This is a genomic window from Candidatus Polarisedimenticolia bacterium, from assembly GCA_036001465.1.
Classification (GTDB): Bacteria; Acidobacteriota; Polarisedimenticolia; order Gp22-AA2; family Gp22-AA2; genus Gp22-AA3.
This window is the reverse complement of sequence record DASYUH010000022.1, coordinates 102,648-126,601: the sequence shown is the minus strand read 5'-3', so window position 1 is coordinate 126,601 and position 23,954 is coordinate 102,648. Positions and strand designations below refer to the sequence as shown.

At 70.1% G+C, this 23,954-nt stretch carries 18 protein-coding genes; 9 read left to right on the top strand and 9 right to left on the bottom strand.

The window, feature by feature from the left end:
* Nucleotides 1–1,424 (top strand): hypothetical protein (locus VGV60_05195; GenBank protein ID HEV8700651.1); only part of this gene is annotated, 1,424 nt, incomplete at its 5' end.
* On the opposite strand, the gene VGV60_05190 is transcribed toward VGV60_05195, so the two are convergent.
* Nucleotides 1,421–4,816 carry a MopE-related protein gene (locus tag VGV60_05190; protein HEV8700650.1) on the bottom strand — a complete coding sequence of 1,132 codons (3,396 nt, stop codon included), beginning with the start codon at nucleotides 4,814–4,816 and terminating at the stop codon, nucleotides 1,421–1,423. The genes VGV60_05195 and VGV60_05190 overlap by 4 nt on opposite strands.
* Before the next feature lie 258 nt (nucleotides 4,817–5,074).
* On the opposite strand from VGV60_05190, the gene VGV60_05185 reads away from it, so the two are divergent.
* Nucleotides 5,075–5,317 (top strand): hypothetical protein, encoded by a 243-nt coding sequence (locus VGV60_05185; protein ID HEV8700649.1) that lies wholly within the window; start codon nucleotides 5,075–5,077, stop codon nucleotides 5,315–5,317.
* Between the two features lie 73 nt (nucleotides 5,318–5,390).
* A complete protein-coding gene (locus VGV60_05180) occupies nucleotides 5,391–6,431 on the top strand; it encodes an EamA family transporter (protein HEV8700648.1) in 1,041 nt (346 codons plus the stop codon).
* Nucleotides 6,432–6,458: 27 nt separating this feature from the next.
* Here VGV60_05180 and VGV60_05175 read toward each other — a convergent pair whose 3' ends face one another.
* Both VGV60_05175 and VGV60_05170 read right to left on the bottom strand, forming a co-directional pair.
* On the bottom strand, nucleotides 6,459–8,039 hold the full coding sequence (locus tag VGV60_05175; GenBank protein ID HEV8700647.1) for a D-aminoacylase: 1,581 nt from the start codon (nucleotides 8,037–8,039) through the stop codon (nucleotides 6,459–6,461).
* A 14-nt stretch (nucleotides 8,040–8,053) separates the two neighbouring features.
* A complete protein-coding gene (locus VGV60_05170; protein HEV8700646.1) occupies nucleotides 8,054–9,739 on the bottom strand; it encodes a hypothetical protein in 1,686 nt (561 codons plus the stop codon).
* Between the two features lie 46 nt (nucleotides 9,740–9,785).
* Between VGV60_05170 and VGV60_05165 the strand changes: the two genes are divergently transcribed.
* On the top strand, nucleotides 9,786–11,600 hold the full coding sequence (locus VGV60_05165) for a long-chain fatty acid--CoA ligase (GenBank protein HEV8700645.1): 1,815 nt from the start codon (nucleotides 9,786–9,788) through the stop codon (nucleotides 11,598–11,600).
* Between the two features lie 14 nt (nucleotides 11,601–11,614).
* Here the strand turns inward: VGV60_05165 and VGV60_05160 are convergent, their stop codons facing one another.
* Together VGV60_05160 and VGV60_05155 are read right to left on the bottom strand one after the other, a co-directional pair.
* Nucleotides 11,615–12,529 carry a DNA-formamidopyrimidine glycosylase family protein gene (locus VGV60_05160; protein ID HEV8700644.1) on the bottom strand — a complete coding sequence of 305 codons (915 nt, stop codon included), beginning with the start codon at nucleotides 12,527–12,529 and terminating at the stop codon, nucleotides 11,615–11,617.
* Nucleotide 12,530: 1 nt separating this feature from the next.
* Nucleotides 12,531–13,937, bottom strand: a complete 1,407-nt coding sequence (locus VGV60_05155) for an MBL fold metallo-hydrolase (GenBank protein HEV8700643.1) — start codon at nucleotides 13,935–13,937, stop codon at nucleotides 12,531–12,533.
* 116 nt (nucleotides 13,938–14,053) lie between these two features.
* On the opposite strand from VGV60_05155, the gene VGV60_05150 reads away from it, so the two are divergent.
* The 5 genes from VGV60_05150 (at nucleotide 14,054) to VGV60_05130 (ending at nucleotide 19,771) form a co-directional block, all read left to right on the top strand.
* Nucleotides 14,054–15,403 (top strand): M48 family metallopeptidase, encoded by a 1,350-nt coding sequence (locus VGV60_05150; protein HEV8700642.1) that lies wholly within the window; start codon nucleotides 14,054–14,056, stop codon nucleotides 15,401–15,403.
* Between the two features lie 49 nt (nucleotides 15,404–15,452).
* Complete coding sequence (locus VGV60_05145) at nucleotides 15,453–16,058, top strand: hypothetical protein (GenBank protein ID HEV8700641.1); 606 nt, start codon at nucleotides 15,453–15,455, stop codon at nucleotides 16,056–16,058.
* A complete protein-coding gene (locus VGV60_05140) occupies nucleotides 16,055–17,164 on the top strand; it encodes a zinc-binding dehydrogenase (protein ID HEV8700640.1) in 1,110 nt (369 codons plus the stop codon). The genes VGV60_05145 and VGV60_05140 overlap by 4 nt, the downstream gene beginning before the upstream one ends.
* The gene (locus tag VGV60_05135) at nucleotides 17,161–18,081 is read left to right on the top strand and encodes a class I SAM-dependent methyltransferase (GenBank protein ID HEV8700639.1); all 921 of its coding nucleotides are present in this window, start codon (nucleotides 17,161–17,163) and stop codon (nucleotides 18,079–18,081) included. The genes VGV60_05140 and VGV60_05135 overlap by 4 nt, the downstream gene beginning before the upstream one ends.
* Before the next feature lie 79 nt (nucleotides 18,082–18,160).
* On the top strand, nucleotides 18,161–19,771 hold the full coding sequence (locus VGV60_05130; GenBank protein HEV8700638.1) for a glycosyltransferase family 39 protein: 1,611 nt from the start codon (nucleotides 18,161–18,163) through the stop codon (nucleotides 19,769–19,771).
* Nucleotides 19,772–19,774: 3 nt separating this feature from the next.
* On the opposite strand, the gene VGV60_05125 is transcribed toward VGV60_05130, so the two are convergent.
* From VGV60_05125 to VGV60_05110, 4 genes are read right to left on the bottom strand one after another with little or no spacing between them, the layout of a single operon-like run.
* Nucleotides 19,775–21,484: an FAD-dependent oxidoreductase gene (locus VGV60_05125; GenBank protein ID HEV8700637.1), complete on the bottom strand. Its 1,710-nt coding sequence runs from the start codon at nucleotides 21,482–21,484 to the stop codon at nucleotides 19,775–19,777.
* A gap of 33 nt (nucleotides 21,485–21,517) precedes the next feature.
* Nucleotides 21,518–22,093, bottom strand: a complete 576-nt coding sequence (locus VGV60_05120; protein ID HEV8700636.1) for a LemA family protein — start codon at nucleotides 22,091–22,093, stop codon at nucleotides 21,518–21,520.
* The gene (locus VGV60_05115) at nucleotides 22,090–22,830 is read right to left on the bottom strand and encodes a hypothetical protein (GenBank protein ID HEV8700635.1); all 741 of its coding nucleotides are present in this window, start codon (nucleotides 22,828–22,830) and stop codon (nucleotides 22,090–22,092) included. The genes VGV60_05120 and VGV60_05115 overlap by 4 nt, the downstream gene beginning before the upstream one ends.
* Nucleotides 22,831–22,862: 32 nt before the next feature.
* Nucleotides 22,863–23,681 carry a TPM domain-containing protein gene (locus VGV60_05110; protein ID HEV8700634.1) on the bottom strand — a complete coding sequence of 273 codons (819 nt, stop codon included), beginning with the start codon at nucleotides 23,679–23,681 and terminating at the stop codon, nucleotides 22,863–22,865.
* Nucleotides 23,682–23,954 lie beyond the last annotated feature (273 nt).

The following is a 23,954-nucleotide window of genomic DNA, read 5'->3' as shown; positions in this document are numbered from 1 at the left end:
TGGCCCTCGTCGTCCTGGGCGGCTCCCACCGGCTGTTCAACGACGCCGACGCGGCGACTCACGTGGCGACCGGTCTCTGGATTCTCGACCACCGGGAGATCCCGCGCGTCGATCCGTTCTCGGGGACGCGGGCCGGCTCGGAGTGGTTCGCGCACGAATGGCTGGCGGACCTCGCTTCGGCGCTGGCCTGGCGCGCCGCCTCGTGGGCCGGCCTGCTCGCGGCGGCGGCGATCCTGATCGCCCTGGCGCACGTGCTGCTCTTTCGATTCCTGGTGCGGCGCGGCGACGACGTCGTGGCGGCCTTCGGCGCGGTGGTGGTGGCCGCGGCCACGGCGTCGTCGCACTGGCTGGCGCGCCCGCATCTCTTCACGGTCCTGTTCCTGGTGATGGTGACCCTCCTCCTCGAGGAGATCTGCGCCGGGACGCGGGGCCGCGGCGGCCTCGCCGTCCTGCCGCCGCTCCTGCTCCTGTGGGCCAACGTGCACGGCGGCTTCCTGGTCGCGTTCGTGGCGCTCGGCTGCTATGCCGCGGGCGCCCTCCTGACCTCCCGCGGGCGGTCGCTCCTCGTGCCGCTCCTCCTGGCCTCCGCCGCATCCCTCGCGTGCACCCTGGTCAACCCCTGGGGCTGGCGCCTGCCGCTGCACCTCCTCGGGTTTTTCGCCTCGAAGGGACCGGCCCTGCGGGCGACCACCGAGTTCGCGCCCGCCGCGTTCGACGACCGGGCCGGGGTGGCGCTCCTGATCTTCCTGGCGCTGTGCGCCGCCGGGATCGTCTGCGGCTATCTCGGGAGGTCGGTCCCCCACCCGGGCACGCTCCTGGCGCTGGGCGTGTCGGCGCTGATGGCCCTGCTTTCGATTCGCCACGTCGAGGTCCTGGTGGTCTTCGGGGCGCTGGTCATCTCCGGGGGCGCCTCGGCGATGCTGCGAGTCAAGGCGGACGCGCCGACGCGCGCCCTGCTGGAGATGCTGCGGGCGCGCGAGGTGCGCTGCGGAGGATGGCCCCTGCTCGCCGTCTTCGCGTGTGTCGCGGCCCTCGCCCTGTCGGGGGGGATGCCCGGGACCGGGTTCGACCCGGCGCAATTCCCGGTCGGCGCCGTGGCGGCCCTCAAGGCCTCGGGGACCGCCCCGGAGGGCCCCGTTTTCTCCGCGGACGTATGGGGGGGGTACCTGATCCTGGAATGGCCGCAGGCGCGCGTCTACGTGGACGGTCGCTGGGACATGTACGGCGACGCCTTCTTCATGCGCTACGCCGACATCTACCTGGCGCGCCCGGGCTGGCAGGAGGGGCTCCGGGAGGCGGGAGTGACCCTGGCGATCCTGCCGCGCGACGCCCCCCTGGCTGAGGCGATGCGGGGCAGCGTCGAGTGGGAGAGCCAGAGCGTGGATGGGCCCGCCGAGGTGTTCCGCGCTCGGACACACTCCTAGCAGGCGTCGCCGGTGCCGTTCCCGTCGCTGTCTTCCTGCCCGGGATTGAAGACGTCGGGGCAGTTGTCGCACACATCGCCCCGCCCGTCATGGTCACGGTCGGCCTGGCCCGGATTGGCGAGGCGCGGGCAGTTGTCGTCGATGTCGAGAACCGGGTCGGTGTCCGAGTTGCGCCCCTGCGCGGTGCAGGGGACCGCGATGGGACGCGGCTGGCCTGCGGAGGTGAGGCCGATGGTCCCCTCACCGCAGCCGTTGGTGCCCGCGATCAGGTAATAGAAGGTGGTGCCGCGCGGCGGGATCTCCGGTTCGTTGAACCCGTACGTCGTGATCTCGGCCAGCTTGCAGGAAATGTTGGTGAGATACGTCTGCGGGGACGAAATCGGCACCGACCCGCGGTAGACCTGGAACACGTTCGCCTGGGCGATCGGCGTGAAGGCGAACGACTCCGGCGGCGTCGACGAGGACGACTTGAGCGTGGGGCCGACCTCGCCGGGAATGGTGCTGTAGCTGTTGATCAAAGGCGCGCAGTCCGAGGCGTCCGGCACGAGGTCGTTGTCGTCGTCCGGATCGAGGCAGTCGAGGATCCCGTCGCCGTCCGTGTCGACGTTCGCGAAGCCCTCGTCGACGGTACCGTCGCAGTCGTCGTCGATGCCGTTGCAGACCTCGGTGCTCGGCGTCCCCGGGGTGCAGGTCTGCGGGACGCCGCCGATGCAGGCCGTGACCGTGCGGCTGCACGCGCCGACCCCGCAGGTCGTCGATCCGAGGTTCTCGTCGACGGCCCCGTCGCAGTCGTCGTCGAGGCCGTTGCAGACTTCGGTGCTCGGCGTCCCCGGGGTGCAGGTCTGCGGGACGCCGCCGACGCAGTTGTTGACCTGGCGCGCGCAGGCGCCCGTGCCGCAGGTGGTGATGCCCAGGGACTCGTCGATCAGCGAGTCGCAATCGTCGTCGATGGCGTTGCACAGCTCGAGGGCGCCCGGGTGGACCGACGGATCGAGGTCGTTGCAGTCCACGTCGAAGGGGAAGCCGTCATGGTCGGTGTCCTGGCAGGCGTCTCCCGAGCCGTCGGCGTCGGTGTCGGCCTGGTCCGGGTTGGCCCGGGTCGGGCAGTTGTCGCAGGCGTCGCCCACGCTGTCCCGGTCCCCGTCGGCCTGAACCGTATTGGCGGTGCGCGGGCAGTTGTCGTCCATGTCCCTCACCGTATCCCCGTCGGTGTCGACGGTCGTGTTGATGGAGCAGGGGGACGGGTTGGGGATCTCGCATGCGCCCGGAGGCGACACCAGGCCGAGGCACCCCTCCATGCAGACGTTGACGCCGCTGACCAGATAGTAGAACGCCGAGCCGCGCGGCGGGTTCGCCGCATCCTGGGACGCGAGGTCGGGGGAGCCGATCTCCAGGCAGACGTGGTTGTACGAGAAGGGCGTGCCGATGCCGAAGGTGCCCCGGTAGACGTTGAACACATACGCCTGGGGGATCTTGGCCCATGTCAGGACCGTCGGCGCCCCGGCGCCAAGGCGGAGCGTCGGGCCCACCGGTCCGGGCACGGACTGGACCGTGGCCAGGCACGGGGCGCAGTCGAGGGCGTTCGTCACGCCGTCGCCGTCACAGTCGGGCACCTGGAACTCGTAGGCGCCGAGGTCGACGGTGGCGATGCTGTCGTTGTTGCCGTCCTGGATCCTGGGCTGGCTGTCGAGGTCGAGGGCGGAGACTGGAACGCCGGCGGCCGGCAGGTTGGTGCCGGCGTCGACCATGGGGGAAGTCGCCTGCAGGCGGAAGTCCTCGGTGGCGTCGGTCGAGCTTCCCCAGTTGGCCAGGAGCTTGAAGGCCTGGGAGGCGGCCGGCAGGGCCGGGGTGAAGGTCAGGACGTTGGTGGAGGTGTTGACGGCAGTGATGGTGCGCGCCACGCCGTCGTTGTTGAACTCGAGGACCTGGTTGGCGAGATAGCGCGAGGCCATGAGGACGGCCACGGTGGTGGTGGAGCCGGCGGCGACGCTGACGTCGGCGAACAGGGGGGGATGGGTGAAGCGCGGGTCGAGGGCGGTGTTGTTGTTGACGCCGATGACCTGCGCCTCTACGAAGTCGCCGCCGATGTTGTCGAGGGTCGCGGGGACCTTCAGATTGTTCCAGAAATCGGTGTAGGTGATGATGGGGCTGGTGATGTGGCTGTGAAGGCCGGCGCTGTTGCCAGCCGGGGTGACGGTGTTGCCGGCGAAGAGGTTGTTGGAGATCAGGACCTGGGGGTTGCCGGACTGGGAGATGAGAGCATCGACGCAGGCGCCGCCGCCGTAGTTGGCGTAGGCGTAACCCGAGGGTGTGCTGGCGAGCGTGAGGCTGTTGCCGAAGATGGTGTTGTTGATGACGCGCGCGGTGGCCTGGTACAGATTGAGGCCGCCGCCGTACTGGCTGGAGGAGTTGCCGTAGACCAGGTTGTCCGCGACGGTGACGTTGCCGTAGACCATGAGGCCGCCCCCGCCGAAGGCGGAGCGATTGCCGAAGATGAGGTTGCGCGTGACCAGGGTTCCGGGAGAGCCGTCGACGCGAACGCCGCCCCCCTTGCCGACCTCTCCCTGGGCCACGTTGTCGGCGATGGTGTTGGCCTCGATGCGGGCGTGCGTGACGACGAGCCCGATGCCGTTCCCCTCGACGTGGACGCCGCCACCGACGCCGAGGGAGTCGTTGGAGCCGCCGCCGAGGGGGGGCGGGTTGGCGACGTTGCCGGTGATGACGTTGCCGATGATGATGGGGTCGCCGTAGCCGACATAGACGCCGGCGCCGACCCAGTTGGGCTCGGTGCCGGCCATGATATTGCCGGTGATGACGTTGTTGCTGACGACGGCGTCACCCAGGATGAACACGCCGCCCCCGGAGACGCGGGAGGAGGAGGTTCGCGCCTCGCCGACGCCGCCGGTGATGCGACAGTTGCGGATGGAGAAGTCGGTGCGCACCCGGCCGGTGAGACCCGCGGCGAGGATGACGGCGGACCGCCCGTCGCCGGTGGCGTTGATGGTGGTGTTGGTCGGGCTCTCGCAGATCACATGAATGTTGGGGAAGATGTAGATGTGCCCGGAATAGGTGCCGGCGGCGACCTGGATCGTGGCGCCACTGGCGGTGCCGGCGACGATGCGGGAGTCGGCGTCGTTGATGGCGTCGGTGATGGTCCGGAATGGGGCGGCCTGGCTGCCGCAGCCGGTGGTGCAGGTGCTGCCGTCGTCGACGTACAGGGTGACGGTACCGGCCGCCACGACGAGCCGCGCCACGAACAGAAGGGCCGCGAGCGCCGCAGTCCCCGTGAGCAACCGTGTGACGGGTCGGAGGAACCTGGCCGTGCCAGCCCGGACGATCCCCGTGGCGATGGGGACCCTTTCGTCCAGCTGGCCGTCCTCAGTGACCGTCACGCCCCTGCCGGGCGTCCTGGACACATCTCCCCCACACTGAACAGGATGCACGTCGTACTGGAGACTAGTATCCCTAATTACCGCGTTGAGCAAACTTGTCAACGGATTTCTTGAAGGTCGGGGTTGGGCATCACCGGGGAACCATGATCGCCATGAAAGGAAATGCACGCGGAAGGCTGAGGCCCGAACGGAGGGGAACCTCCGGGCGATCGGTCCGTCCTCCGGAGTGTTATCATAGGGGCTGCAAGGAGGGCCCCCTTGGCCAAGAACCCGAGCGCCTTTTCCGTCAACGAGAGGATTCAGCACGAGGACTACGGTCCGGGCACGATCACCGAGATCGGACCGTCCACCACCACGATCGAATTCGATCAGGCGGGTCGCCGGAAGTTCGTGAGCAGCATCGTCCGACTGCAGCGCAGCGACATCGCCGCGCCGGAGCGGCGCGCCAAGAAGGCGCCGGCCCGCAAGCGCACCGCCGGCGCGACGAAGTCCAAGAAGTAGGCCGAACCGGGCACCTCTCACCGTCCCCCCTCGACTCGTGCGCATCGAGAAGACCCATGCCCGCGGAGCGGCCATGGCGCTCGGCGCCGCCCTGCTGTTCGGGGCGAGCGCGCCGTTCTCCAAGCTCCTGCTTCGGGACACCGGTCCCATGACCCTCGCGGGCCTGCTCTACGTCGGCGCGGGGCTCGGGCTGGTCTCCCGCCTCCCCTGGCGGCGGGATCGCGCCGGCGGGACGCCGCGGGTCCTCGAGACGGCCCTCAAGAAGGCCGACCTGCCGCTGCTCATGGCCGCCATCCTGTGCGGGTCGATTCTCGGACCGTCCCTCATGATGCTGGGCCTCCAGAGATTGTCGGCGGTCACCGGGTCGCTCCTGCTGAACCTCGAGCCGCCGCTGACGATCCTGATCGCCGTCCTCTGGTTCCGCGAGCACATCGGCTGGCGCCAGGCGGTCGCGGCGGGGTTGATCGTCCTCGGTGAGGTGATCGTCGGCTACGGCGCGGGAGGGATGCGGACCGAGTGGGTGGGTGTCGTGGCGATCGCGCTCGCCTGCGCGGCGTGGGCGGTCGACACCAATCTGAACCAGCGGCTGTCGCTGCGCGACCCGGTCGCCCTCGGCGCCCTCAAGGGGCTGAGCGGCGGCATCCTGATGCTGCTCGTCGCCGGTCTCGCGGGGGAGCCGCTGCCGGGGGCGCGGCCGGCGGCCTGGGCGCTCCTCCTCGGCGTCGTGTCGTACGGCGCCAGCATCCTCCTGTTCTTCCGCGCCCTGCGCGAGCTCGGGGCGGCGCGCGTGGCCGCCTACTTCGCCACCGCGCCGTTCGCGGGCGCCCTGGTGTCGGCCCCGGTCCTCGGCGAGCGCCTCGGCGGCGCCGATCTCGCGGCAATGGCGATCATGGGCCTGGGGCTGGGGCTGATGCTGCGGGAAACACACGATCACGAGCACACGCACGAGGAGATGGAACACGATCACGCCCACGTGCACGACGAGCACCACCGGCACGACCACGACCCGGAGACGGCCGGCGCCGCGCGTCACGCCCACCCGCACCGGCACGCTCCCCTGACGCACTCCCACCCGCACGCGCCGGACCTGCACCACAGGCACCCGCACGACTAGGAGCCGGCCCGATACTTGGACAGGCTCCTAACCGCCGTCCTGCGAACCGCCCCGCCGCAGCACGCGCCCGGGGCGCGCGCCGGTCGCCTTCCCGTCGGCAAACACCAGGACGCCGTTGACCCAGACCTTGTCGATGCCCGCCGAGAGGGCGTGCGGCTCGGCGGGTGTGGCCCTGTCGATCACGGTCTTCGGGTCGAACAGGACGAGATCGGCGCGCAGGCCGGGCTTGATCAGGCCGCGATCGGTGAACCCCATGTTCGCCGCGGCCAGGGCCGAGGCCTTGCGCACCGCCTCCTCGATGGTCATCACCTTCCGGCCGCGCGCGTAGCGCCCCAGGATGCGCGGGAAACTGCCGAACCCGCGCGGGTGCGGCCCTTCCAGGTAGCCGTCGGTGCAGAAGTTCATCCAGCGCCAGGCCATCAGCCGCTCGACGTCCGGCTCCTGCATGCTCGTGCCGATCACGCTCTCGGCCCCGCGGCCGGTCTCTTTCCGCATGGCCTCCGACATCCGGATCAGGTCGATGAGGGTCGTCACCGGATCGCTCCGGCGCATCCTGGCGATGGCGGCGACGGTCTTCCCGGCGTAGGACGGCTCCGGGTCGAACTGGGTCAGCAGGAGCCCGTCCGGCCGGGAGATCTCCTTGAGCACGAGGGCCGCGGCCGCGCGATCCTCGAAGTCGCGCTCGGGGAAGAGCACGGTCAGCGTCGATTCCCAGTAGAGGTAGGGATACATGTCGCCCGTGATGTTCACGCCCTGGGCGCGGGCCCGCTCGAGGCGGGCGATCAGCTTGTCCGCCTGGCCCCACCACTTGAGCATCGCCAGCTTGGTGTGGGAGATCTGGACCGGCAGCCGCGCGACGCGGCCAATCTCGATGATCTCGTCGATAGCTTTCCAGAAGTACCGGTCCTCGCTGCGGATGTGGCTGATGTAGCGGCCGCCGTGCGCGGCGGCGACGCGGGCGAGCTCGATCACCTCCTCGGGCGCGGAGTAGATCCCCGGATCGTACTCCAGGCCCGAGGACAGGCCGATCGCCCCGGCGCGCATCTCCTTCTCGAGCAGCCGCTTCATCGAGCCGACCTCCGCGTCGGTGGCGTGCCGGCGGAAATCGTCCCCCATCACGCGCTCGCGCAGCGTCCCGTGGCCGGCGTAGGACGCCACGTTGACGGCCGCCGGGTGACGCTCGAGCCTCCGGAAGAACCGCGCCAGCGGAAAGTACGATCCGCCGTCCTGGCCGACGACCAGGGTGGTGATCCCCTGGCTGGTGACCGCCAGGGCGTCGCCGTGATCGAAGATCTGGTCGTCCCCGTGGCTGTGCGTGTCGATGAACCCCGGGGCCAGCGCCAGCCGCGCGCCATCCACGACGATGGCCCCCGGCGGCGGCGCCGCCTTGCCCACATCGACGATCCGGTCCCCTTCGATCCGGACGTTCGCCCTGCGCCCCCGGGAGCCGGTGCCGTCCATGACCGTCGCCCCCTTGATGACCGTGACGCGGGTCTCCACGGCGGGCGCGTCCCCGGAGGAGCCGGGTCCCGCCATGCCTGGCGAAGCAAGGAAGGAGACGAACAGCAGGACGAGGAGAACGGGACAACACCGGCGGACCAGTCGCATGATGTGATGGCTCCTCAGAGATCGGAAAGTTCCAGCTCGACGTCGGCGTTTTTCCAGGCCGCTTCGAAATCGCGCCGGGCGGTTTTGGCCTCCTGCCGTTTCTTCTGGGCCGCCAGGCTCTTCCACAGGCCGAACAGGGACCGGCCGTTGCGCGGGTTCTTCGCCAGGTCCTCGCGGAACACCTTCTCCGCCTCCTGGGGCTTGCCCGCCCGCAACAGCTCGGCGCCCAGGGACTCGCGCACCGGGTAGTACCAGACCGGCGGCTCGTCATAGTTCAGCCTCTCCTCGGCCGCCACCCCCTTTCTCCAGGCGGAGAGGGCGGCGGCGTGGTCCCCTTTGGCCGAGGCGATTCGTGCGTCGAGGACGGCCGCGGCGACCTCCAGCACGCCGGCGCTCGTGTTCAGGTTGAACAGGGCATCGGAAGGGACGCGCCCCCTGGCCTCGTCGAACTCCCTCCGATCGGCTTCCGCCTGCTTCACGTCCTTCAAGGCGGCGTGCGCCACGCCGCGCGCGAAGTGCCTCAGGGCGGCGGTCGTCGCGAAGAGCCTGTCGGGAGCGGGCTGGCGCAGGACGTCGTTCCAGCCTTGGAACCGCAGCGCCACATAGAGGGGCGCGGGCAGCATGAACTCGGCCATCGGCATGTCGGCGACGGCGTCCTTGAGGAACGCCGCGAGCCGAACGGCCCCGTCCCGCGCCGCGGCCGAGTTCCCCTCCATGCCTGCGGCCATGGCAAGAAAATGCAGGTTGTGGGCGTAGTACATGACCGGGTACATGCCGGTGATGTGCCTCGAGCGGATGTACGCCTCGTCGACCTCGGCGGCGACCCGGTTGCTTTTGACCGCACCGGCATAATCGCCGGTCCGCATGTAGACGTGCGCCGGCATGTGCACCAGGTGGCCGGCCCCGGGGACGAGCCGCTCCAGCCGCTTCGCGCTCGGGATCGCCCGCTCCGGGTGCGGCGAGGCCTCGACGGCGTGGATGTAGTAGTGGTTGGCCCCCGGATGCAGCGGGTCGCGCTTCAGAACCGACTCGAGGACCGAGACGATCTCCTCGGTCTCCTCGGCCGGGGTCCCGTCCTTGTTCCAGTGCTTCCAGGGGCGCAGGTCCATCAGGCTTTCGGCATAGAGCGTGGCGGCATCCAGGTCGTCGGGGTAGCGCCGCGACAGCTCGCCCATCGCCTTCGCGTAGGCGCGGTCGAGGACCGCGCGGTCGGCGGCCGGATCGAGCGAGTAGCGCGCGCCCAGCGCCCGGATGTAGGCCGCCTCCGGCTCGCTCGCCTGCGCGGACAGGGTCCTGGCCGTCTGGATCGCGTCGTACGCACGGGCGTTGCGCTCCGGGTCCAGGGACAGATTGATGTTCGGCCCGAGGGCCAGGGCGACGCCCCAGAAGGCCATGGCGCAGTCCGGATCCAGCCGCGCCGCTTCGAGAAAGGCGTGCTCCGCCTCGTCGTGATTGAAGCCGAAGACCAGGCGCAGCCCCTGGTCGAAGTACTGCTGCGCCTTGTCCGAACCCGTGGCGATGACGTGATGATGGGAGCCGAGATTGCCGAGCAGCGGCACCGTCGTGGCGGGTGGCGCCGCCACGGCGGGGGGCGGCCCCCCCGTCGCCGCCCCGTGCGCGCCGTGGGATGGCGCGCCGGTGGCGGCAGGCGTCAGCGCCCCGAGCAGCGCCGGGATGAGAAGCAGGCCCTTGTCCGTCATGCCTGGGCCGGGAATGCTAGCACGAGGAGGCCGTTGACAAGGGGCCTTGCCTCGGGGAAGATGCGCCGCGGTGGACATCCACACCCTCTGCGACATCCTGACGCGCCTCCAGTCCGGCCCCCGCAAGCCGGACCTGCTTCGCTACAAGTCGCAGGGCGCCTGGAAGGACATCTCGACCGACGAGTTCGCGACGACTGTGCGGTCGCTTCTGCGCGGTCTCGAATCGCTCGGCGTCCGCCGTGGCGATCGGGTCGCGATCCTGTCGGAGAACCGGCCGGAGTGGACGATCTTCGACCACGCGGCCCTGAACCTCGGAGCGGTGATCGTGCCCATCTATCCGACGCTCCTGACGGACCAGATCCGGTTCATCCTCGAGAACAGCCAGTCAGGGGTCCTGTTCGTCTCGACGGGGGCCCAGATGGCCAAGGTCCTCCCGGTCCTCGGATCCCTGCCTGTCCTGAAGCGCCTGGTGGTCCTCGATCCTCCCGCTCAGGGCCTGCCGCCCCAGGCCACATCGTGGTCCGCGCTGCGGCGCGACGGCGAGGCCCTCGACCGAGCCGACCCGGGCCGCTTCGATGCGGCCCGCGGGGCGGTCGGGCCCGGCGACCTGGCCAGCATCCTGTACACGTCCGGCACGACCGGCGCGCCCAAGGGCGTCATGCTCACGCACGCGAATTTCGCCTCGAACGTCAACGCCACGCTGGCGGTCATCCCGTTCACGTCGCAGGACGTGGCCCTGTCGCTCCTGCCTCTGACGCACGTCTTCGAGCGGATGGTCGAGTTCGTCTACCTGACGGCGGGGGCGACGATCGCCTACGCCGAGTCGATCGAGGCGGCGCCGCAGAACATCCCGGAGATCCGCCCGACGGTCGTGGCCGGCGTGCCGCGGATGTTCGAGAAGATCCACGCGCGCATCATGGCGGCGGTGCGCGCCTCGTCCCCGGCGCGCCGCCTGATCTTCGGCCTGGCGCTCAAGGTCGGGAGGGCCCGGGCTCGCGCCCGGCTGGACGGGCGCACCGCGCCGCTGCCGATCCGCCTTCTCCATCCCGTCACCGATCGTCTGGTGTTCGCGAAGGTGCGGGAGAAGCTGGGGGGACGGCTGCGGTTCTTCGTCTCCGGCAGCGCGCCCCTGGCGGTCGAGATCGCGGAGTTCTTCCACGCCGCCGGCATCCGCATTCTCGAGGGATACGGCCTGACCGAGACCTCCCCGGTCGTCGCGGTCAACACCCTCGACCGGGCGCGCCTCGGCACCGTCGGCCCGATCGTCCCGGGAGTCGAGGTGACGATCGCCCCGGACGGCGAGATCCTGGTGCGCGGCCCGAACGTCATGAAGGGGTACTTCCGGAACGAGGAGGCGACCGCCGAGGCGATCCGGGACGGCTGGTTCGCGACGGGCGACATCGGCCTGCTGGACGACAGCGGCTTCCTGAGAATCACCGATCGCAAGAAGGAGGTCCTGAAGACATCGGGCGGCAAGATGGTGGCCCCGCAGCCGCTGGAAAACCTGCTCAAGACCGATCCCTTCATCACCCAGGCCGTGCTGATCGGCGATCGGCGCCGTTTCATCTCGGCGCTCATCGTCCCCAACCCGGAACTCCTGGAATCCTATGCGCTGCGCAAGCAGATCCCCCTGACGCGAGTCGAGGACCTCATCCGGCATCCCCAGGTGATCGACCTGTTCCGCCGCCGCGTCGAGGCGAAGATGGCGGGGCTGCCGTCCTACGAGACGGTCAAGAAATTCCGCCTGTTGCCGAAGGACCTGACGCAGGATGCGGGGGAGCTGACCCCGACCCTCAAGGTCAAGCGGCGCGTCATCGAACAGAAATTCGCCGACCTGATCGAGTCGATGTACGCGGAATAGCGACCTTGGCGCCACTAGGGTGGGGAGCCGTCTTCCCCCGGCCCCGCCTCGAGCTCCTCGATGGTCCTGGGCCAGTCGTCCCGGAGCAGCCGGGACAGGGCGCGGTCGGCCAGGATCCTCCCCTCCGTCTGGCAGCGCGGGCAGTAGTTGCACTCGTTGTCGGCGTAGACGATGCGCTGGATGGGGGTGCGGCATTGCGGGCACGGCTTGCCGAACCGCCCATGGACCGCCATCCCGTCGCGGAACGCGGTCACCTTTCCGGGGAACCCCGGGCCGCGCTCGCGCCGGAGCCGATCGGTCCACTCGGAAAGGACGCCGCGGCAGGCGTCGAACAGCCGCGCCGTCTCGTCGTCCTTCATGCGCCGCGTGAGCCGCATCGGCGACAGGCGGGCCCGATGGAGGATCTCGTCCGAGTAGGCGTTTCCGATGCCGCTGAACAGCCGCGGATCGGTGAGCGCCCGCTTGAGCGTGTGGCTCTCGGCGCCAAGTCCCGCGCGGAAGGCCTGGAGATCCGCGTCCAGGATCTCGAGTCCGCCGCGCCCGAAGGACCGCAACGGGCCCTCGCCCTGAACGACGTGGAGCGAAGCGCGCTTCTTCGGGCCGGCCTCGGTGAGAAGCAGCGTCCCGGCGTCGAAATCGAAGGCCGCCAGGCCGATCCGGCCGGGGATCTTCGCGCCGGCCGCTTTCCAGTGCAGCCGCCCCGCGATCATCAGGTGGAGGACGAGGAACAGGCCCCCGTCGAGCTCCACGGCGATCCGCTTGCCGATGCGGCGCAGCCCGACGACGGTGCGCCCCTCGGCACGCCGCAGAGGCGGATCGACGCTGCGCAGGAGGAACGGGCTCCTGAGCCGCACCGCCAGAAGCCGGCGACCGAGGGTCCGCTCGCGCAGGGCCTCGACGTAGACCACGACATCGGGCAGCTCGGGCATGTCAGTCGCCGAGGATGGCGTCGAGGTCGAAGACCGAACCGAGGCGCGGCTCGAACGTGCGGCACCCGAGCTCCTTCTCGATGCGCCGCGCCAGCGCGGCGGCCGCCGGCGGCTCGCCGTGCGTCACGAAGACGGCGCGCGGCTTCGCCCCGCCCGATCGCAGGAAGCGGAGCAGCTCGTCGCTGTCGCCGTGGCCCGACAGCCCGTGCAGCGCCAGGATGCGGGCGCGGGACCGCACCTGGGCGCCGTGCAGCTTCACCTCCGGGGCGCCGTCGAGGAGGGCGCGCCCGCGCGTGCCGGCCGCCTGGTAGCCGACCAGAAGCACCAGGTTCCCGTCGTCCGGCAGCAGCCGCGCCAGATGGTGGAGCACGCGGCCGCCGGTGAGCATGCCGCTGGCCGAGATGATGATGCGCGGGCCGGGGAGGTCGTTGAGCCCCTTCGACTCCTCCACCGTGCGGTGGAAGCGCAGTCCCTCGGGATTGAGACGGCTCGTCCCGCCCGCCAGAACGCCCTGGTCGAGGCTCCGATCGCGCAGGTGCGTCGCGTAGATGCGCGTCGCGTCGACCGCCATCGGGCTGTCGAGGTCGATCGGCACGTGCGGCAGGGTGCCCGCCTTCATCATGTCGCCGAGAAGGAGGATGGCCTGCTGGGCCCTTCCGACCGCGAACGCCGGGATGAGGACGGTGCCATGCCGTTCGAGGGTCGGGAGGAGCGCCGACCGCAGCTGCTCCTGGAGCGGCTCACGGCTGTGCTGCCGGTCGCCGTAAGTCGATTCCATGACCAGGACGTCGCAGGGGGGCGGCGGCGCCGGGTCGGGGTGGAGCGGCATGTCGTAGCCGCCGACGTCGCCGCTGAAGAGCACCGTCCGCGTCCGGCCGCTCCGCTCGACGGTCATTTCCACCATGGCGGATCCCAGGATGTGCCCGGCGTTGTGGAGGCGGGCGCGGACGCCTTTCCCCAGGTCGATCCAGGAGCCGTAGCCGGCGAAGACCAGGCGCCCGAGGGCCGCCTCGGCGTCCCGGGCGGTGAACAGCGGCAGGGCAGGGGCGTGCCGGGTGAAGCCCTTCCGATTGGCGTACTCGGCGTCTTCTTCCTGAAGATGAGCCGCGTCCAGGAGGAGAAGGCGGGCGAGCTCCCCCGTGCCGCGCGTGCAGTGCACCGTGCCGCGGAATCCGTCGCGCACCAGGCGCGGCAGGTATCCGGAGTGATCGATGTGCGCGTGCGTCAGGACGGCGTGGTCGACGCGGTCGGGCCGGAACGAGGGCCTCGTCCAGTTGAGCTCGCGCAGCTCCTTCAGTCCCTGGAACATCCCGGCATCGACCAGGACGCTCGTCTCCTCCGAAGTCAGAAGATGCCGGGAGCCGGTCACCGTGCCGGCCGCGCCGTGAAAGCCCAGCTGCAGCGTCATCGCGTCTCGTCCCTCACGCCGAATACCCGGACACACTCCCGGGAAGAATACCCGAGAAGAGGGAACGAAGGCACAGGCGGCGACGTATGATGCAGCGCCGTGGGAAGGAGGTGATCGTGCGTCGTCCCAGATTCCGTTCGCGAGGCTTGTTTCCCGGGGCCGTCCTGGCGTCGGTGCTTCTCGGCGCAGCGGTCGTGCCGGCCCCGGGCGTGCAGGCGGCGGCTGCCGAGCCCGCGACCGGGCAACCAGTGGCCGCCACGTCAGGGGATGGCCACGACACCCTGGCCGCGTCCGCCGTTGATCCGAAGGCCGCGACCGAAGCCTGGCTGGCCAGCGTGCCGCCGGAGAAGCGGGAGCGCTCCGACGCCTACTTCGAGGGGGGCTACTGGATCGCCCTGTGGGACTTTCTGTATGCCGCCGCGGTTTTCTGGATCCTCCTCGCGACCGGGGCGTCCTCCTGGATGCGGGACCGGGCGGAGAGCCTCGGCCGCGTCCGCTGGATGCAGGCGGGGCTCTACTGGACGCAGTTTCTCGTGACCTGGACCGTCCTGCAGTTCCCGCTGTCCGTCTACGAGGGGTTCGTCCGCGAGCACGCCTACGGCCTGTCCAACCAGACGTTCGGACCCTGGCTGGGAGATTTCGGCAAGGTCCTGCTCGTGAACGTCGTGCTCGGGGCCCTCATCTTCCCGGTCCTGTACGCGGTGCTGCGGAGGGTGCGCGCCTGGTGGGTCTGGGGATCCCTCGTGGCCGTGGCCTTCGCGATGTTCGTCCAGCTGGTGGCCCCGGTCTTCATCCTTCCGCTGTTCAACACCTTCACCAAGCTCGAGGACCCGGCCATCAAGGGGCCCATCCTGAGCCTCGCCCGCGCCAACGGCATCGCGGTGAACGACGTCTTCGTCTTCGACGCATCGCGGCAGACCACCCGCATCAGCGCCAACGTCTCCGGTTTCATGGGGACCGAGCGCATCTCGCTCAACGACAACCTGCTCAAGCGCTGCACCCTGCCCGAGATCCAGGCGGTGATGGGACACGAGATGGGCCATTACGTCCTGCACCACAACTACGAGGGCGCCGTCTTCAACGCCCTGGTCATCATCCTGGGAGCCGTCTTCCTGAAAGTCTCGTTCGACGGCATGCTGCGCCGCTTCGGGGCCCGATGGAAGGTGGGCGGCATAGGCGACCTGGCGGGCATGCCCCTGGTGCTGCTCCTGTTTCTCACCTACCTGTTCGCCATCAGCCCGGTGATCAACTCGTTCACCCGCACCCTCGAGGCCGAGGCGGACCTGTTCGGCCTGAACGCCTCGCGCCAGCCGGACGGCGCCGCGGAGGTGGCGCTGAAGCTAGGGGAGTACCGCAAGCTGGCTCCCGGGCCTCTGGAAGAGATCCTCTTCTTCGATCACCCGAGCGGCCGCAGCCGCATCGACATGGCGATGCGCTACAAGGCCGAGAACCCCGCAGCAAATTGATAGAATGTCGGCGCCATCCGGTTCCCGGGTGCGCGTTGAGGCCCATCGCATGAAGCCGCGAACGAACCGAAGCCTGTCGGCACGGGGCCGGGACGATCTGCGCTTCAGGCAGGCGATGGGGCTCGCGCTGATGGCGGCCGACACCGTCCTCGTCCTGGGGAGGGGACAGGAGGCGCAGGCGCGGGAGTGGGCGGCACGGGGAGAGGCCGCGCGGGCGCGCGGGCCGAAGCGGTCGAGCAAGCCGGGGCCGTCGCCCGAGCCGAAGCGGTCGTCCGACAAGAAGTGGGTCGGCCTCGCCTACCGCCTCGAGGACCGGCTGCGCAGGCTCGGGCTCGAGCCGCCGAAGGAGGATGCCTGGCTGCACGGCAGCCTGAACGTTCTCGACTACCGCTGCCGGGTCCTGTCGGCCTTCATCGAAGGCCTGGCGGAATGGCCGGCCCGGCCGGGGGAGTGGGAGCAGCTCGGAAACGTCGTGGCGCGGATGTGGGCGATGGCGCACACGATGCGCGCATCGCTCCGCGATCTCGAGCCGGCCCTCGAGAGGCTCCTCACCGCCATCTGCAGTGTGCAGAGCCCGGGCCGGCATCTCCGGCAGGCGGCGCGGTCGCAGTCGACGCGGCCGCACACGACGCGGACTCGGAAGCTCCGCGCGTGAGCCGGGTGCGGATCGCCGTGATGCCGGGGCCGGGCAGGCCCGTGGAGCTGCGCGAGGCGGACGAGCCCGACCTCGAGCCGGGATCGGCGCTTCTGAGGGTGCATCTGAGCGAGGTCTGCGGCACCGACGTGGCCCTGCGCGAGGGGCGTCTCACGGGGGTGCCGTACCCGATCATTCCGGGGCACGTCAGCGTCGGCGTCCTGGAGAAAATCCGGGGGACGATCGGGGACATCGACGACCGACCGTTCCGGGAGGGGGATCGGGCCACGTTCCTCGACGTGCACCGGACCTGCCATGCCTGCTGGTACTGCCTGGTGGCGAAGGCCACGACCCGCTGCCCGAAACGCAGGGTCTACGGGATCACCTACGGCCTCGCCGACGGCCTGACCGGCGGGTGGGCCGAGGCCATGGTCCTGAAGCCCGGCACGCGCCTCCTCCGCCTCGACGGAGCGGACCCGGAGAGGCTGATGGCGGGGGGCTGCTCTCTGCCGACGGCGATCCACGCGGTCGAGCGCGGGGAGGTGGCGATCGGGGACACGGTGCTGGTCCTCGGCAGCGGCCCGGTCGGGCTGTCCGCCGTCGCCGTGGCGCGGCTGCGCGGCGCGGCCGCCGTCCTGTGCCAGGGCGCGCCGGCGGCGCGCCTGGAAGCGGCCGGGGCCGCCGGAGCCGCCGCGACCTGCGACATCGAAACGCACGACGAGCGGGGGCGCATCGAGTGGGTGCTCGAGCGCACCTCGGGCCGGGGCGCCGACGTGACCATCGAGGCGACCGGATCCCCCGGGGCGGTCGTCCAGGCCATGCGCGCGACGCGCGACGGCGGCCGCGTCGTGATCGCCGGGCAATACACCGATCACGGCGAGACGGCGTTCAATCCGCACGCCGACCTCAACCGCCGGCACCTCGACGTGCGCGGCCTGTGGGGATCCGACTTCTCTCATTTTAACCGGGCGGTGCGGCTCATCGCCGACCCCGAGCGATCCCGCCCCTGGGGAAGGATCCCGATTGCGCGATACGGGCTGGCGCAGGCCGGCCGGGCCCTGGACGACGTGGCTTCGAGAAGCGTCGTCAAGGCGCTCATCGATCCCGGCGTCCTCGACGGCGCATGAGCTTCATCCGGCGGTCGCTCGACAGAATCCTCTTCTCGAAAAGGGCCTTCGACCTGTTCCAGAGGATCGGGGTCCACGTCACCCCCAATCATTTTTACAGCCCCGTGCCCGACACGCGGGAGCTCGATCGCCGCGCCGGCCTGTGGGACAAGGAATCCGACATGCCCGGCGTCGACCTGCGCCCGGCGGCGCAGCTCGAATGGCTGCGGCGCGTCGTGTCCCCCCTGAGGCACGAGTGCAGCTTCCCGCTCGACCCCACCGGCGTACCGCACGAGTATTTCGTCCGGAATGGGGCCTTCGGCCTGATCTCGGCGGCCGTCTTGCACTGCATGGTCCGCCATTTCTCCCCCCGGACCCTGATCGAGATCGGCTCCGGCAACTCGACCTACGTGTCGGCCAGGGCGGTGCTGATGAACCAGGCGGAGGGGAAACCCGGCCGGCTCCTCGCGGTCGAGCCCCACCCCGGCGAGGTGTTGCGCCGTGGGTTCCCCGGCCTCACGCGCCTCATCCCCGAGAAGGTGCAGGACCTGGGACGGGACCTGTTCACCGGGCTTCAGGCGGGGGACATCCTGTTCATCGACTCCAGCCATGTGGTCCGGATGGAGAACGACGTCCTGTTCCTGTACCTGGACGTGCTGCCGCGGCTCGCGAAGGGGGTCGTCGTCCACATCCATGACATCTTCCTGCCCCGCCACTATCCGCGGCGCTGGGTCGTCGAGGGCCGGAGATTCTGGACCGAGCAGTACCTCCTGCAGGCGTTCCTGACATGGAACCCCTGCTTCGAAGTGCTGTGGAGCGGGTGCCTCATGCAGCTCAGGCATCCCGAGGTTCTGCGGAGCGTATTCCCTCTGCCGGAGGGGCTGTCGGCGGAGGAAGGATACGCGTCCAGCAGCTTCTGGATGAGAAGGGTCGGGTAGGGACATTCCGCAGAACCACGAGACGGGGCGGGAAGCCGGGGACGGCGGGGGCGTCCTGATCCGGCGGGCCCTCGTCATCGTGGCCGTCCTGCTGGCCGCCGCCGTTCGGATCCGCCTCCTCGACGTGCCCCTCGAGCGCGACGAAGGGGAGTTCGCCTATGCCGGGCAGCTGATCCTCGAGGGGGTCCCGCCCTACCGACTGGCCTACAACATGAAGCTGCCCGGGACCTACGCGGCCTACGCCCTGATCATGGGGGTCTTCGGGCAGACGCCGCGCGGCATCCGTCTCGGGCTCCTCCTGGCCAACCTGGCGACGGCCGCGGTCCTGTTCTGTCTCGGGAGGCGGCTGTTCGACGCGCGGACGGGGGCACTCGCCTCCGCGGCGTTCGCGATCCTGTCCCTGAGCCAGGGGGTGTACGGCGTGTTCGCTCACGCCACGCACTTTGTCGTGCTGTTCGCCCTGGGCGGGGCCCTCCTGTTGCTGCGGGCCACCGGGGTGGGTGGGCGCGCCGGCCCGGACCTTGAGGACGCGCCGAGATGGGGGACGCTCGCGGCGGCCGGGAGTCTTCTGGGCCTGGCCTTCATGATGAAGCAGCACGGGATCTTCTTCGTGGCGTTCGGACCGGTGTGGCTCGCCTGGGAGCTGGCGCGCCGGGGCCTTCCGCGGCGGCGGATCGCGGCGCGCTGCGCCGTGCTGCTCGGCGCGGCGGCGCTGCCGTTTCTTCTGACCTGCGCGCTCCTCTGGTCGGCGGGGGTGTTCCGGGAGTTCTGGTTCTGGACCTTCGACTATGCGCGGGCGTACGTGTCCGAGGTCCCGCTTTCGGCCGGAGTGTCCATCTTCGCGGAAACGATCCGGGCGGTGGCGAGCCCCACCCTTCCCCTCTGGGCGCTCGCCGCCGCCGGCCTGGCCGCGCCGATCCGGGACGGCGTGGCGCGGGCCCGCTTCCCCTTCACCGCGGGCCTCGCGCTCGCCTCGTTCGCGGCGATCTGCCCCGGCTTCTATTTTCGCCCGCACTATTTCGTCCTTCTTCTGCCGGCGATAGCACTCCTGGCCGCGATCGCCGTGGCGGCTGCGGGACGGGGGCTGCGGACGTGGATGCCTGCGGATCAGGGGGCCTCCGCAGGCCGTCTCCCGGAGGTCCTTCCCCCCCTGGTTTTTCTCGCCTTTCTCGCCTATCCAATCGTCCTGGAGCGGGAGTTCCTTTTCTCGATGACTCCGCAGGAGGCGTCGAGACGGACGTACGGGCCGAACCCGTTTCCGGAGGCCGTCGAGATCGCCAAGCGCATCGCGGCCGACACGACCCCGGAAGACCGCATCGCCGTGCTCGGATCGGAGCCGGAGATCTTCTTCTACGCGCACCGACGATCGGCGACCGGCCACATCTACATGTACGGGCTGATGGAGAGCCAGCCGCACGCGCGCCGGATGCAGCAGGAGGCGATCAGGCAGCTCGAGGCCGCGGCGCCGAAGTACCTCGTGTTCGTCAACGTGCCGCAGTCCTGGCTGGCCCGTCCCGATTCCGACACCTCGATCCTCGACTGGTCGCGGGAATGGATCGTCGGGCATTACGAGATCGCCGGCGTCGCGGACATCGTTTCGGACGAGCAGACGACCTACGCGTGGGGCAGGGAGGCGATCGACTACAAGCCGCAATCGCCGTTCGTCGTCTACCTCTTCAAGCGCGTGTGAGGATCAGGACTCGCGAGGCGAGCCGCGGACGAGCTGGACCGCCTCGCGGGCGGCGTCGTAGCCGGCGCGCGTCGCCAGCTCGAAGCTCGGCATGCCGTTGCGATCGGAATGGGCGAAGGTGATCCGGTCGAGCGGACGCGTCAGGTTCCGGCGCAGGTCGCCGGTGAGAAAGCCGGGAAACGGGATCACCATGTGGTGGCCCCAGGCGTACACGTCCATTCGCGTGACGTCGGAGGAGATGCCGGGGACGGCCGCCTCGAGGTCGTCGGCCAGGAGGTCGGCCCAGTGGGACCACGGCTCGGTCACCAGGTCGGCGCGCGTCGCCCGGTCCGCCAGCGGGGCCCACAGGCAGAGGACGTTGGGTCGATCGGGATCCCCCTTGCGCCAGCGATCGGAGTTGTAGTCGGCGACCAGGAATCCCTGCATCAACCGCCCGCGGGCGGAGTTGAACCAGGCGATCGGCGCCCCCTTCAGCCTCGGCGTCCTCCGGACGGACGCCGCGCCCATCAGCAGCGCACCATAGCGGTATTCGAGATACTCCTTCCGGCCCGCGGCGGCCAGCTCCGGCACCATCCGTCCCGTGATGTGCTTCGGGCAGGCGATCACGACGCAGCGGGCGCGACGCACGGTGAAGCGCTCCGTGAGCGGATCGATGAGGGTGACCCGCGCCTCCTGCCCGTGGTTCTCGACGCGCACCGCCATGGCGCCCGTGTGGATCTGATCCAGGCCGGCCCGCGCGGCCAGCCGCGCCGCCAGCCACGCATTGCCACCCGGAAGGGTGATGTCCTCCCCCCCCTGGCCCAGGCTGTTGAACGACAGGAAGCCGTACGCCGAGACCTCCCCAGCCGATCCGCCGATGTCGCTGCTGCTCCAGTCCTCGACCTCGGCGAGAGTGCGGGGACCCCAGCCCTTGCGCCGCGCATACTCCAGCATCGTGATCCCGTCGAGCTCGAGGATCTCGGGGTCGCGGCTGCCGTCCTCCACCGGCATCGCGAAGGCCGGGCGTCCGTCCCGCCCCCGCCTCTCCGCCCAGGTCTTCATCTCCGTGTAGAACTCGACCAGGTCCTGCCGGTCCCTGGGAGAGAGGGGCAGGCGCGCGTACGAAGCGGCGGGGTCCTCGCCGATGACCCCCCCGGAGTACCACGTGCCGTCGATGAGAACGTTCGATTCCGGCCCTTTGCCGACGAGCGCCGGATCGATCTTCGGCGTCCCGTCACCGGCGATCCGCTTGATCACTCCGAGGTCCTGGAAGAGGCGCGTCATGAACGCGTCCTTCGGCCGCACGACGGACCAGGTGGCGCAGGTGTAGTCGGTGCCGTTGGCGTGCTCCTTGCGCGCATTGCCCCCGATGTAGCCTTCCTTCTCGTACAGCACGACGTCGGAGAGGCCGCCGCGCTGCAGCTCCCAGGCCGCCATGAGCCCGGAGACGCCGCCCCCCAGGACGATGGCGTCGTGCAGCGGACCCTCGGGGGCCAGAGAGCCGGGAATCTCGAGCGTGCCGTCGCGCAGACGGTGGGCGATGCCGTATGACTCCTCGATCAGCTCTCCGTCGAAGCGTCGGGCCGCCGGGGCGCCCGCGGTCCCCGAGCCGGCCAGGAGCCCCGCGAGGGAAAAGCGCGACACCAGCCCCGCCGCCAGAGTGGCCTTCAGGCCGCCGCCCACGAACAGGCGCCGCGTGAGAGCGGTGGCGCCCGGTCCGGTTTTCCGGCTCATGCCTGAACCCTCACGCCGCAACCCGGTGCGGCCCTAAAACTTCACCTCCGGGGCCTTCTGCGCATCCGGGGCGGCCTCGAAGTACTCCCGCTCGTGGAAGCCGAACATCCGTGCGAAAAAGACCGCGGGATAACGCTTGATCGACGTGTTGAACAGGCGCACCGCGTCGTTGTAGCGCATGCGCTCCGTGGCGATGCGGTTCTCGGTGCCGGCCAGCTCGTCCTGCAACCGGACGAAGTTCTCGTTCGCTTTCAGGTTCGGGTAGTTCTCGGCGATCGCCAGGAGCCTTCCGAGCGCGGAGGTCAGGCCGGCGTTGGCGGCCGCCGCCTCCCTGGGAGAGGCCGCGCCGGCCAGCCGGCCGCGCGCCTCCGCGAGGCTTTCGAAGATCTCCTTCTCGTGCGACGCGTACCCCTTCACCGTCTCGACCAGGTTCGGGATCAGGTCGGCGCGGCGCTGCAGCACGTTCTGCACCTGGGCCCAGGCGCCGGTGACCTGCTCGTCCTGCGCCACCAGGCGATTGTAGAGACCGGCGGCGAGCATCCCGCCTGCCGCCAGGACCAGAAGAATGATGCCGCCGACGATCAGACATCCGGCGAGCCCCTTGTTCATGGTGTGCCGCCTCCCGTGTCGAGGCGGTCCACATGGTGGGCCGCCCGCATCAGCTGGTGATGATAGCGCGCAAAGACAGCCTTCGGGTCCGCCGCCGCGTTCTCGCCGCGCCGCTGGCGGGCCACCTCCTCGAACGGCGCGCGGTCGAGCCCGGCGGCCTCGCAGAATGCGGCCACCACGTCGGCGCTCGAGGCCGGGACCTCGCGCCCCATGAGATGCAGGCCGCCGCGGAACAGCGCGGCGAACGCCGGATACGATCCCGCGAGCAGACGCCAGAGCCCGCGGGTGCTGTCGTGGCAGAGCAGATACCCTTCGCGCAGGCGCATCAGCTTTTCCTTGATCTCGCGCTCGCATTGCAGGCGCAGGCAGTCCCGGCGGATGGTGACACCGGCGAACGGGTCGTCGCCGAGCAAGACGAGCCGGGTCGAGCGGATCTCGAGGAACTCGATCGGGAAGGAGTCGGCCGAGGCTGCGATGAGGTCCGGCGAGAACAGGCGCGGCACCGGATTCCCCCGGCGCATGAAGCACCTCACCCCCGGAGCCAGGGCTTCGAGCGTGGCCGGGTCGAGCGGATCGACGACGACGATCAGATTCAGGTCGCTCGCCTTGTGGATGAAGTCCCCGCGCGCCGCCGAGCCGTACAGGACGACGCTCTTCAGACGCGGCCCCGCCGCTTCCGAGAGATTGCGGACCAAGTCCTTCAGGATCGGGTCGTCCTCGATGCGCGCGCCGTTCATGATCGCGTCCTGCTCATGGAGTCCCAGGATCTCTAGCGCCCCGCCCCCCCACCGCCGAATCCCCCGCCCCCGAACCCGCCGAAGCCGCCCCCCCCTCCGCCACCGAAACCCCCGCCGCCGAATCCGCCCAGGCCGCCGAACCCTCCGCCGCCAAAGCCGCCACCGTACCACATCCCGCGGCGGCGGCGGCCAAGGCCCAGGGGAATCCCGAGGAGACTGCGCCCCACGAAGATCAAACCGATGACGAGGAGAAACAGCAGACCGGGCCAGGGAAAGCCGCGGATGCGATCCGGTCGCGCGGACGGGCGAATGCCCCCGATCGTCACGCCGTACTCGGCGGCGCAGGCGGCCACGAGGGCCGCGCTCGTTTCCTCCAGAGCGAGCGAGAAATTGCGCGTGCGCAGCGGCGAGACGGCGTAGCGGTCCAGGATCGACCCGACCCGGCCGTCGGGGAGAAACCCCTCGACGCCGTAACCGGTCGCGACGAAGATGTGCGGCTCCTCCGTCGTCACGGCGACGACGAGGCCACGGTCCTCCCCCTTCTTCCCGGCCCCCCACTCGCTGCCGACCCGCACCGCGAAATCGGACAGCGTCTCGTCCTCCAGGCGCGCCACGGTGATGACGACGATCACCACGCGGGTCTTCTGGAAGAGCTCGGCGTGTCGGCGCTCCATCCTGGTCACGCTCGCGGGATCGAGCACGCCCGCGAGATCGTGCACCGACCGATCGCCGTGGGGTGGGAGGGCAAGCCGCGCCCAGGCATCCGCGGACGCTGCCAGAAGCACCAGCCCCGCGAGGGCGGCACGCCCCCCCGCGTTGAATCGCCGATGCCACATGCGACTTCGGAGCATTCCCGCATCATAGCGTCAACCGGGCATCGGCGGGTGCGCCCGGGTGACGCGTGGCACGCGAAACGATTCCCCGGGAGGACATGTTGCTCTGTGAGCGGGACGCGCGCGCCTCGATTCGCGCACGATCACACCTCACTGACTCCACAGAACTTAGGCCGCTCTCACCGGCGCCGTGGCACGGTGTGGCATCGCTCTTGCTCAGGGTGACGGTCGTGCCGGGCCCGGCGAAAAGGACGGTGCCGGCGATGTGGAACAGGGCGGAAAGGAGGACAC